Annotated in this window: 2 protein-coding genes; both read right to left on the bottom strand. The window is 39.7% G+C overall.

The window, feature by feature from the left end; genetic code table 11:
* Positions 1–5: 5 nt before the first annotated feature.
* Positions 6–515, bottom strand: a complete 510-nt coding sequence (locus NJD71_RS13540) for an IS630 family transposase (protein WP_319052423.1) — start codon at positions 513–515, stop codon at positions 6–8.
* On the bottom strand, positions 499–852 hold the full coding sequence (locus NJD71_RS13535) for an IS630 transposase-related protein (protein WP_319052422.1): 354 nt from the start codon (positions 850–852) through the stop codon (positions 499–501). The genes NJD71_RS13540 and NJD71_RS13535 overlap by 17 nt, the downstream gene beginning before the upstream one ends.
* Positions 853–916: the final 64 nt, after the last annotated feature.

Below are 916 nucleotides of genomic sequence, written 5' to 3'. Positions count from 1 at the left end.
TATAGTCAGTTCACTATAAAAGAAATACAGCCCATATCATGAAACAGTTTAGGCAGATTATTCTCCATCCAGCCTTGGCGTAGAAACTTTGCTTGTGCCCATTTTTTCTCAATGGGGTTAAGATCAGGGCTATAGGGTGGCAGCCATAGAATGCGATGACCATGTCTGTTGAGCAGTTTTTGGATACGTCTGCTTTTATGAAACCTAGCGTTATCCATAACGATCACGCATTTAGTCTTGAGACTTGGAATAAGTGTGAACTTACACCAGTCATAAAATATATTGCTATTGATATTCTGTTCAAAGTAATCAAGCGCAAACAGCATCTTGTTATAAAGAGCACCGATGACGTTAGTTCTCTTTTTTGCTTGCCAGTTGTAGCTGTCGATACAGGGTGTACCAATCGGTGCATAGCCATGAGAGCGGATGGTCTCGTGCTCAAAGCCGCTTTCATCCATATAGATAATGGGATAGCCTTGCTGCGTAAAGCGATCAAGTTTACTCTGATAAGCCACTCTTTTTATCAGGCAGGCTTTTGGATGCTCTAAGGTCTTTTTTTTGACTGATACCTAGACGTTTTAAAGCAGTGTGCATGCCGGTCTTACTACAGTTGAATCGCCTAGCTCGCTCGTACAGATAATCGTCTGGATATTGTTCAACGTCTTTTAAGAGTGCTTCATTCGGTATTTTAGTTGGTGATTTATCTCGAGTTTGTTTGATACTTGGGTTTTTCAGCCAGCGCTGTAATGCGGTTTTGCTAACATTATAGAAAGTACAAGCCTGACGGATACTCATGTCTTTGTTTTTGACACTTTTAATCACTTGTGCTCGAAAATCTGCTGAATAGGTCATTTGTTCTTCTGCTATTTCGCTTGCTTTAAAATGATTGTATCTTATTTAAAAAGAACTGACTATA

It is taken from the genome of Psychrobacter sp. PP-21, assembly GCF_033790785.1.
Classification (GTDB): Bacteria; Pseudomonadota; Gammaproteobacteria; order Pseudomonadales; family Moraxellaceae; genus Psychrobacter.
Note: the sequence above shows the minus strand (reverse complement) of the source record. Positions and strands in the feature narration are given on the sequence as shown.

Coding starts and splice junctions, on each gene's coding strand:
- NJD71_RS13535 (WP_319052422.1), bottom strand. CDS start 852: ATGACCTATTCAGCAGATTTTCGAGCACAAGTGATTAAAAGTGTCAAA.